Genomic DNA, 8,846 nt, shown 5'->3' on the forward strand with positions numbered 1-8,846 from the left:
CGCTACGTCCGGTCGAGCAGCGCCGGTAGCTGGTCGAACAGGGTGTGGGTGAAGCTGACCAGCTCGGACAGCACCCAGTTCCCGGTCACCAGCAGGGCGATGGAGACCGCGATCATCTTCGGGACGAAGGAGAGCGTCGCCTCCTGGATCTGCGTGGCCGCCTGGAACAGCGAGATCAGGAAGCCCACCAGCAGGGCGGTCAGCAGGATCGGGGCGGCGACCTTCGCGGCGACCATCATTGTCTGGGCTGCGATGTCGGTGACGTCGGCGTCGGACATCAGCCGCCACCCCCGTACGAGCCCACCAGCGCGGTGGTGATCAGCGCCCAGCCGTCGACGACGACGAAGAGCAGCAGCTTGAAGGGCAGCGACACGATGGTCGGCGGGACCATCATCATGCCCAGCGCCATGAGCGCGGCGCTGACCAGCATGTCGAGCACCAGGAACGGGATGAAGATGACCAGCCCGATGATGAAGGCGCTCTTCAGCTCCGAGAGCACGAACGCCGGGATCAGGGTGGTCATGCTGACCTGCGTGGCGTCGGCCGGGGCCTCCTCGCCGGACAGGTCGATCATCAGTCTCAGCTCGTCCTCGCGGGTGTTGTCCAGGAGGAACGTGCGCAGCGGCACGACGCCGGAGTCGTAGGCCTGCGAGACCGTCATCGCCCCGTCCATGTAGGGCTGGACGGCGATCTCGTTGATGTCGGAGAAGACCGGGCCCATCACGAACAGGGTCAGGAACAGGGCGATGCCGGTGAGCACCTGGTTCGGCGGCGAGGTGGCCATGCCGAGCGCGTTCCGGGTCAGGCCCAGGACCACGATGATCTTGGTGAACGAGGTGGCGAGGAGCAGCACGGACGGCGCCACGGAGAGCACCGTGATCGCCAGGATCAGCGTGATCGAGCTGCTCGGCGACCCGTCGCCGATGGAGATGTCCACGGTGCCGTCGACGGCGGGAGGCGTCGGAGCCACCGGGGCGGTGGGCGCGGTCGGCGCGGCGGCCGCCGGATCGGCGAGCAGGACGGCGGTGAGGCCGGCGACCAGCGTCAGCAGGAGGACCAGGGCCGCGCGGCGCCAGGTCCGGGAGCTGCCGGCCCCCGGCAGCGGGCGCACCGGAGCCGTCATGACCGGCGCACCGTCCGCTCGCGCAGCTCGTCGACCAGCGACCCCCAGCCGTTGCGGTCGAGCACCGAACCGGCCAGCACGCCGGGGGAGGAGGACCGGGCCGCGACCAGCGAGGGCGCCGGCCGGGGGGTCGGGAGCTCGCCGTCCTCGGGTTGCTCGACGCGCGCCCGGGCGGGCCGGCGCGACTGCAGGGCGTCCTCGACGGCGTCGGGGTCGACCTCGGCGAGCAGGGTGACCTGCTCCTCGGTCGCGCCGATGACCAGCACCAGGTCGGCGATGCGCACCACGTTGACCGAGCTCGCCCGGCCCATGCGCTGACGGGCGATGACCTCGATCAGGCCGTTGCCCTGCCCGAGCCCCTTCTTCTTGGCCAGCCGGGCGGCGAACCACAGGACGCCGCCGATGAGGGCGAGCGACAGGAAGAGCCGGATGATCATCCAGGTCATGCGCTGGCACCGAGTTCCGCGGCGGCGGCGTCGGTCACGATCTCGCTGATCCGCAGACCGAAGTCCTCGTCGACGACGACGACCTCACCGCGGGCGATGAGCGTGCCGTTGACCAGCAGGTCGGCCGGGGCGCTGGCGGCACGGTCGAGCTCGACGACCTCGCCGGGGTGCAGGGACAGCAGTTCCTGCACCGTCATCCGGGTGCGGCCGATCTCCACGGTGACCTCCATGGCCACGTGGCGCAGCAGCTCCAGGCTGCCGCGCTGCTCGCGACCGGCCGTGGGCAGGGTGACCTGCAGTGCGAACGTGGCCTGGTGCTCGCCGTCGGCCATCAGCGGGACGGCGACGAACATGCCCTTGTCGCGCAGCCCGTCGAGGGCGGCGACCGGCTCCTCGGTGTGCTCGGAGGCGACGCGCACGCGGCCGAGGCTCGCGGCCGCGGCCTCCAGCGCCGGACGCAGGGCCGCGGAGACGTCCATCTGGCCGACGGGGGAGTTCTGCAGGGCGTCGACGACCTCGCCTGAGACGACGAGGACGACGTCGCCCGACACCTCGCCGGACAGGCCTGCGGTGACGGCCAGAGCGGCCGACGGGGGCAGCGGGACGGTGTCGGGGTCGCTGACGGGGGCCCCGGGGACGAGCGCGGAGGTCGAGGGGACCAGCGACGCGGCGGCCCGGGCTGCGGCGACGACGACCGCCGTCACGGTCTGGGAGTCCTGCGAGTCGGTGCGGGGCGCGGTCATGCGGAGTCCTTCGCGGCGTGCGGAGCGTGCGGGGTGGGGACGATCGAGGCGGCCAGGCGGCGCCGGTGGTTGCTGGCGATCGCGTAGGCGAACGTCACGTCGTTGGTGGTGACCTCCAGCGGGCTGTCGCGCGGATGGCGCAGCAGCAGGACGTCGTCCACGGCGAGGGAGAGGAGGTCGGAGGAGGAGACGGTGAGCGGCGCGAACCGCACGCTGACGTCGACCGGCACCAGGTTGAGCCGGGCGGCCAGCGCCTCGCGGGCGCGGGCCCGCTTGCGCAGCGCCTGCTCCGACAGCTGCGGGGACGCGGCGTTGTTCAGCGACTGCGCGAACGAGGAGAACGGCAGCACGACCGTCGCCTCGCCCTCGCGGGCCCCGACGGCCATCTCGAACGTGGCCACCATGACGGTGTCCGAGCCGGCGGCGGCCTGCGCGAGCTGCGGGTTGTACTCGCGGCCGACGAGCACCGGCTGGATCTCGGTGATCGGCTGCAGCGACCGGGCGAACTCCTCGAACAACCGCTCGAGCAGGTGGTTGGTGATGCTGGTCTCCATGCCGGTCATGGGCCGGTTGGGCTGCGCCGCGTTCCCGGAGCCGCCGAGCATGTGGTCGACCATCGCCATCGCGATGTCCAGCGGGAAGGCCAGCATCCCCTTGCCCGCCAGCGGCTCCATGGTGAAGGTGGAGATGAAGGAGGGGTTGGGCAGCAACCCGATGTAGTCGTCGTAGGAGAACTGCTCGATGCCGACGAGCTCGAGCCGGGCGCCGGCCCGCAGGAACGTCGTCAGGATCGTGGTGGCCTGGCGGGCGAAGTTCTCCTGCGCGATCTGCATGACGCGCACGTGCTCGCGGGAGAGCTTGGTCGGCCGCCGGAAGTCGTAGGTCCGGGGCGCTCCACGCCGGCTGCGGCTGGCGGGGGTGGATGGGCCGGCCGCTGCGCCGGTCGCGCCGGCGGGGGCGGCCTCCGGGGTCTCGGTCGGCGCGGCGTCCGGGGCCGCGTCCGGGGCCGGCGCGGCGGCTGGGGCCGGTCCGGTCTCGGGGGTGGTCACGAAGTCCCTCATCGGCGGATCCCGGGAGGAACCTGACCGGGCGCCGGACGGCGACTGTGACGCCCGTGGTGCCGGTGGCCGGTGGGGCCTCGTGGGACACGTCAGGGGTGCCCTCCGTGATCGGATGACACCCCTGCGTGGTCGTGCGGTGGAGCTACTGCGTGACGTATTCGGTGTAGTAGATGCCCATGACCGCCTTGACGCCGTCGTGGTTGGTGTAGGCCTCGATGATCTTCGCCTCCAGCGACTCCTTGAGCGCGTCCCGGGCGCCCGTGACGTCGGCGGGCTGGGCCTGCGAGAACGTGGAGATGATCAGGTCGGCGGCCTTGGACCCGTCCGGTCCACCACCTCCGTGACCGTCGCCGGCGGCGCCCTCCACGGTGAGCTCCAGTGCGACCCCGACCTTGAGGTATCCGCCGCCGGCCAGGTTCACCGCGACCGGCGTCAGCGGCAGGAAGGTGCCGCTGGACACGGGCTCGACCTCGGTCCCGGCCTCCGCCTCACCGGACCCGGCGAAGAGGAAGAAGTAGGCGGCGCCGGCGCCGGCCAGCAGGACGACGGCGAGGAGGACGAAGAGCTTCTTCTTCCCGCCCGTCGCCTCGGTCTCCTCGCCATCGGCGGCTGCCTTCTTGTCCTTCGTGCTCATTCGAGAACTCCCTTGGGGGCGGCGTCGATACCCGGCAGGAGGGCGTTGGCCTCTGCCGAGGCATCGGACAGGACGACGACGTCGACCCGTCGGTTGATGGAGAGTGCGTTGGGGTCGGACTCGGGCACCAGTGGCCGGGTCGACGAGTAGCCGGTCGCGGTCAGGCGCCCCTCGGGGACGCCGTCGCCGGCCAGGTAGCGCACCACGGTGGTGGCACGGGTGGCCGACAGCTCCCAGTTCGACGGCCAGGGGCCGCCGCGGGTGACCGGCAGGTGGTTGGCGTGGCCCTCGACGCCGAGCTGGTTGGGCAACCCGGCGAGGGTGGGCGCGACGGCGCTGAGGATGGCCCGCCCCTCGGGGCGCAGCACCGCCTGCTCGGCGTCGAACAGCACCTGGTCGGCGACGATGTGCACCACCAGCCCGCGCTCGTCGATCTCGTACCGGGCGGCGCCGGCGTACCCGGCGGCGACCAGCGCGGCCTCGATCCGGTCGCGGGCGGCAGCGAGATCGTCGTAGGCGGCCTTCGCCTCGGCGGCGATGTTCTCGGCCCGCTGGAGCGCGGCCGCGGCGGCGGCCTGGTCGATCTGGGTTTGCTGCACGGTGGGGTCCGGCGGGATGACGGAGGCGATGTCGACCACGCCGGGCAGGCCGTCGAGCACCGAGCCCTCGGGGGTGGCCGCCGGCGTCACCGAGATGGGGGCGCCGAATGTGGCGGACAAGCCCTTGGCGAGCGCGGCGAACTTCTGCTGGTCCACCTGGCTCATCGCGTAGAGGACGACGAAGGTCACGAGCAGCAGGGTCACCATGTCCGCGTAGGACACCAGCCACCGCTCGTGGTTCTCGTGCTCCTCCTCCTCGTGCTTCTTCGGCCGGCGGCGCCCGTTCCCGGTGCTCACGACGCGGTCCCGGTGGCCGGCGGCGTGGTCACGCCGCCTCCTTGGCGAAGGAACCCGGCGGGACCAGCGAGGTCAGCTTCATCCGCACGGCGCGTGGGCTGGTGCCGGCCTGGATCTCGGTGATGCCCTCGACGAGCAGCTCCATCTGCGCGGCCTGCAACTCGCTGACCCGGAGGATCTTGGCGCCCATCGGCAGGAACCAGAAGTTCGCGGCCATGACACCCCACAGGGTGGCGACGAAGGCTGCGGCGATCATCGGGCCGAGCGACTCGGGGTTGCTCAGGTTGGCCATGACGTTCATCAGGCCGACGATGCAGCCGACGATGCCGATGGTGGGGGCGTAGCCGCCCATCGCGTTCATGAACTTCGCGGCGACCTTGTCCTCGGACTTCTTGGCCGCGATCTCGCTCTCCAGGACCGCCCGCAGCTCCTCGGGGTCGGTGCCGTCGATGCCCATCTGCAGGCCGCGCCGCAGGAACGCGTCCTCGATCTGCTTGACCTGGGCCTCCAGTGCGAGCAGGCCCTCCTTGCGGGCCTTCTCCGCCAGCGACACCAGGGTCTGGATCTGCTCGGTCGGCGGCGGCACCTTGGCCGGCATCAGAGCCATCTTGAACCAGCCGGGCATCTTTTTGAGGTCGTCCGTCGTCTGGCTGGACATCGCCGCGCCGAATGTCGCGACGATGACCAGGATGATCGCCGGGAGGAATAGCAGCGACGTCGGGTCGGAGCCCTCCATGACCATGAAAGCCAGGAGGGCGGCCATCGAGACGACGAAGCCGATCAGGGTGGCTGGATCCATGCGTCAGCGCTCCTCTCGGATCGGGAAGGGCACGACCGAGGAGTCGTTCGAGGACTGCTCCGGCACGGCGGTGCGGTAGGTGCCGCGGTCCATCTCGTAGGAGATGGCGAGGATCCCGGCGCGGTACTCCCGGATCTCCTGCAGCACCTCGTCGACGCTCTCGCGGACCACGTACTTCGTGCCGTCCACCAGGAAGGCGACCGTGTCGGGATGGCCCTCGACCTTCTCGATGAGGTCGGGGTTGAGCGCGAACTGGTCGCCGTTCAGGCGCGTCACACGGATCACGGGTGGTTCCTCTTGCTCGGTGTGGGGTGGGCGGGGGACGGACACGGACGGGGCGGGGAACGGCACTGTTGTTAACGGCCCCTGGGCGTACTTCCTTGAGCCGAAAGCCGCTGGTCGGGGGCCCGGGAGGGCATGCGACGGACGGCCCGGTCACCCTGAGGGGTGACCGGGCCATCGGTGGTGAAGTGCTGGAACGGCCTCGCTGCAGAGGCTCGCCCTGAGCCTGCGAAGGACGAGGGACAGCGAGGTCCTTGTTCAGCGCTTGAGGTTGACCAGGTCCTGGAGGATCTCGTCGGAGGCGGTGATGACGCGGCTGTTGGCCTGGAAGCCGCGCTGGGCCACGATCAGGCCGGTGAACTCCTCGCTCAGGTCGACGTTCGACATCTCCAGCGCACCGGCATTCAGCACGCCGCGCCCGCCCTGGCCGGCCAGCCCCACCATGGCGGCGCCCGAGTTGTCCCCGACGCGGTAGGTCGAGTTGCCGGCCTTGGCCAGACCGCCGGGGTTGTTGAACGAGGCGAGGGCGAGCTGGCCCAGCGGCTGGCGCAGGCCGTTGGAGAAGACGCCCATGATCGTGCCGTCGTTGCCGAGGGTGAACGACTGCAGCGAACCCAGGGCGTAGCCGTCGGGCTTCGGGGCGGCCAGCGTGTTGGCGCCACCGAACTGGGTGAGGCCCTGCAGGGTCATGGTCACCGGGTTGGTCCAACTGGGGTAACCGACCGGCGTGAACGGGGCGAGCGCGTAATCGGGCCCGGGGGGCGTGGTCAGGTTGCCCGCCGCATCGAAGACCAGGCCGGTGGCCGGCATCAGGACGGTGCCGTCGGCGTGCACGACGCTGACGTCCCAGGTGTTGTCGCCGGTCTTGGACAGGTTGTAGGCGACCTTCTGCAGCACGCCCTGGCTGTCGTACATGTCGGCGCCGAGCTGGTAGTCGGTGCCGGCGGGGACGTCGGAGGGCAGGTTGCCCTTGATCGAGCCGGCGGAGGTCGACGTCGGGTTGACCATCTGGCCGTAGGGCACCGAGAGTGGTCCGACCGGGCCGTTGGCGTTGACCGTGCCGTCCGGCTGGGCCATCCAGCCCTGCAGGATCGAGCCGTCCGGGGTGACGAGGTTGCCGTTGGCGTCGAAGTCGAAGGAGCCGGCGCGGGTGAACAGCTGCTCACCGCCCGGGCCCTGGACGACGAAGAACCCGTCGCCCTCGATCATGAAATCCGTCGAGCGGCCGGTGGACTGGGCGGCACCCTGGGTGAAGTTGGTCGTGATGGCGGCGAGCTTGGCGCCGAGGCCGACCTGGGCCGGGTTCGTGCCACCGCGGTCCGCGGCCGGCTGGCCACCGCCGCGCAGCACCTGCGACAGGGTGTCCTGGAAGACGGTCTGGCTGCCCTTGAAGCCGACGGTGTTGACGTTGGCGATGTTGTTGCTGGTGACGTCCATCTTGGTCTGGTGGGCACGCAGACCGGAGATGGCGGAGAACATGGAGCGGAGCATCGGGGGATTCCCTCCGGGGTGGGGTCGCTGATCGGGGGCGCGGGTCCGGCCCGCGATGGGTTACGCCTTGCCGACGTGGGTGATGCGGCCGAGCGGCACCTGGCGGCCGTCGACGGTGGCGACGGCCTCGACCTTGTCGGAGCCCAGGCGCACCGAGGAGACGACGCCCGTGGCGGCGGCCCCGCTGTCGTCGGTGTAGGTGACGGTCTGGCCGACCATCGCCCCGGCGCTGCTGGACCGCTGCAGCGCCAGCATCGAGGCGTTCTGCTTCGCGATCTCCTGCAGCTTCTCCACCTGCGTGAAGGTCGCCGTCTGCGACATCATCTGGTTGGTGTCCGCCGGGTTGCTGGGGTCCTGGAACTTCATCTGGGCGACCAGCAGCCTGAGGAAGGTGTCCTTCCCCATCTGGTCGCCGCGGTCCACGGTCGTCGTGGCGGTGTTCGTGGCGACGGGTGCGGCACCGCTCACTGCGTCCGGCATCGGTCGTCGGCCTCCTTCTCAGACGCGCACGTCCACGCCGGACGACGTGGATCGATTCGTGGGCCGGGTGGGCCCTTCTCCGCTATCGGCAGTCCGACCCCCCGACCGTGACCGTTCGCCGGTCTGGTTCGACTGGGCAGCGCGATCGCCGGCCTGCTGCTGGGCCTGCTGCTGGGCCTGCTGCTCGGCGGCGTGCTTGGCCAGCCACGACCCCCCGGTGTCGGCGTCGACCTCGACGCGGGACGGGCTGAGGCCGGCCGCCTCCAGGTCGCGGCGCAGCTCGGGCAGGGCGTCGATCAGCGCCGCCCGGCCCATGTCGTGCGCTCCGCGCAGCTGCAGGTCCAGGCTGCCCTGGTGGACGGTCACCTGGACCTCGACCGGGCCGAGGTTCTCCGGGGTGAGGACCAGGGTCATGGTGTGCGAACCGTTGCCGGCGCTGCTGAGCAGGGCGACCTGGCGTGACACCTGGCCGGAGACCGGCTGCGTGGCCGCGGTCCCGGTCGCCGCGTCGGGCCCGCCGACGGTGACCGCCGGGCTCGTGGCCGGGACGCCCGGTGCCGTCGTCGCGGCGGTGGGCACGGCGTCGGGGGCGTCGGTCGGGACCTCGGCGGGCGCCCCGACGGCCGGGGCGGGCGTGCCGTGCGGATCGGCCTCGGCGCCGGGTCCGCCGTCGCCCGGCTGCCCGGCGGTGGCGACGACCGTCACCAGGTCGGCCGCCGGTGCTTCGGCGCCCGGCACGCCGGCGGGGGGCGTCCCGTCAGTGGGTGGTGGTGGCAGCGGCTGCCCGCCAGCGGCGCCGGGCGCTGCCGGTGGGTCGACCAGGGCCGGGAGCTGCACCGCGGGGACGGGCGCGGTCGACGGTGCCCCCGGTGTGGCGCCACCGGCCCGCTC

At 71.6% G+C, this 8,846-nt stretch carries 12 protein-coding genes; all 12 read right to left on the bottom strand.

Going from position 1 to position 8,846, the window contains the following annotated elements; genetic code table 11:
• Positions 1–2 precede the first annotated feature (2 nt).
• The gene (gene fliQ, locus C5507_RS12100; RefSeq protein WP_104528772.1) at positions 3–278 is read right to left on the bottom strand and encodes a flagellar biosynthesis protein FliQ; all 276 of its coding nucleotides are present in this window, start codon (positions 276–278) and stop codon (positions 3–5) included.
• The gene (gene fliP, locus C5507_RS12105; RefSeq protein ID WP_104528773.1) at positions 278–1,123 is read right to left on the bottom strand and encodes a flagellar type III secretion system pore protein FliP; all 846 of its coding nucleotides are present in this window, start codon (positions 1,121–1,123) and stop codon (positions 278–280) included. Before fliP ends, fliQ begins: the two co-directional genes overlap by 1 nt.
• Positions 1,120–1,569 (bottom strand): FliO/MopB family protein, encoded by a 450-nt coding sequence (locus C5507_RS12110; RefSeq protein ID WP_165400493.1) that lies wholly within the window; start codon positions 1,567–1,569, stop codon positions 1,120–1,122. The genes fliP and C5507_RS12110 overlap by 4 nt, the downstream gene beginning before the upstream one ends.
• Positions 1,566–2,312, bottom strand: a complete 747-nt coding sequence (gene fliN / locus C5507_RS12115) for a flagellar motor switch protein FliN (protein ID WP_104528774.1) — start codon at positions 2,310–2,312, stop codon at positions 1,566–1,568. Before fliN ends, C5507_RS12110 begins: the two co-directional genes overlap by 4 nt.
• Positions 2,309–3,361 (bottom strand): flagellar motor switch protein FliM, encoded by a 1,053-nt coding sequence (locus tag C5507_RS12120; RefSeq protein WP_104528795.1) that lies wholly within the window; start codon positions 3,359–3,361, stop codon positions 2,309–2,311. The genes fliN and C5507_RS12120 overlap by 4 nt, the downstream gene beginning before the upstream one ends.
• 154 nt (positions 3,362–3,515) lie before the next feature.
• Positions 3,516–4,007: a flagellar basal body-associated FliL family protein gene (locus tag C5507_RS12125; protein ID WP_104528775.1), complete on the bottom strand. Its 492-nt coding sequence runs from the start codon at positions 4,005–4,007 to the stop codon at positions 3,516–3,518.
• Positions 4,004–4,903: an OmpA/MotB family protein gene (locus tag C5507_RS12130; RefSeq protein ID WP_104528776.1), complete on the bottom strand. Its 900-nt coding sequence runs from the start codon at positions 4,901–4,903 to the stop codon at positions 4,004–4,006. Before C5507_RS12130 ends, C5507_RS12125 begins: the two co-directional genes overlap by 4 nt.
• Before the next feature lie 28 nt (positions 4,904–4,931).
• Positions 4,932–5,702 (bottom strand): motility protein A, encoded by a 771-nt coding sequence (locus tag C5507_RS12135; protein ID WP_104528777.1) that lies wholly within the window; start codon positions 5,700–5,702, stop codon positions 4,932–4,934.
• A 3-nt stretch (positions 5,703–5,705) separates the two neighbouring features.
• Complete coding sequence (locus C5507_RS12140) at positions 5,706–5,987, bottom strand: flagellar FlbD family protein (RefSeq protein WP_104528778.1); 282 nt, start codon at positions 5,985–5,987, stop codon at positions 5,706–5,708.
• 255 nt (positions 5,988–6,242) lie between these two features.
• The gene (locus C5507_RS12145) at positions 6,243–7,475 is read right to left on the bottom strand and encodes a flagellar hook protein FlgE (protein ID WP_104528779.1); all 1,233 of its coding nucleotides are present in this window, start codon (positions 7,473–7,475) and stop codon (positions 6,243–6,245) included.
• A 60-nt stretch (positions 7,476–7,535) separates the two neighbouring features.
• A complete protein-coding gene (locus tag C5507_RS12150) occupies positions 7,536–7,955 on the bottom strand; it encodes a flagellar hook assembly protein FlgD (protein ID WP_104528780.1) in 420 nt (139 codons plus the stop codon).
• A gap of 18 nt (positions 7,956–7,973) precedes the next feature.
• The coding region (locus C5507_RS12155) for a flagellar hook-length control protein FliK (RefSeq protein WP_211295518.1) at positions 7,974–8,846 on the bottom strand (873 nt) is incomplete at its 5' end.

The sequence above is a fragment of the Blastococcus saxobsidens genome (genome assembly GCF_002938435.1).
Taxonomy (GTDB): Bacteria; Actinomycetota; Actinomycetes; order Mycobacteriales; family Geodermatophilaceae; genus Blastococcus; species Blastococcus saxobsidens.

What these genes read in the sequence shown, in the direction of transcription:
- C5507_RS12110 (WP_165400493.1), bottom strand. Translation starts at nt 1,569, where the DNA reads ATGACCTGGATGATCATCCGGCTCTTCCTGTCGCTCGCCCTCATCGGC.
- C5507_RS12135 (WP_104528777.1), bottom strand. Translation starts at nt 5,702, where the DNA reads ATGGATCCAGCCACCCTGATCGGCTTCGTCGTCTCGATGGCCGCCCTC.
- fliN (WP_104528774.1), bottom strand. Translation starts at nt 2,312, where the DNA reads ATGACCGCGCCCCGCACCGACTCGCAGGACTCCCAGACCGTGACGGCG.
- C5507_RS12125 (WP_104528775.1), bottom strand. Translation starts at nt 4,007, where the DNA reads ATGAGCACGAAGGACAAGAAGGCAGCCGCCGATGGCGAGGAGACCGAG.
- C5507_RS12145 (WP_104528779.1), bottom strand. Translation starts at nt 7,475, where the DNA reads ATGCTCCGCTCCATGTTCTCCGCCATCTCCGGTCTGCGTGCCCACCAG.
- C5507_RS12150 (WP_104528780.1), bottom strand. Translation starts at nt 7,955, where the DNA reads ATGCCGGACGCAGTGAGCGGTGCCGCACCCGTCGCCACGAACACCGCC.
- fliP (WP_104528773.1), bottom strand. Translation starts at nt 1,123, where the DNA reads ATGACGGCTCCGGTGCGCCCGCTGCCGGGGGCCGGCAGCTCCCGGACC.
- fliQ (WP_104528772.1), bottom strand. Translation starts at nt 278, where the DNA reads ATGTCCGACGCCGACGTCACCGACATCGCAGCCCAGACAATGATGGTC.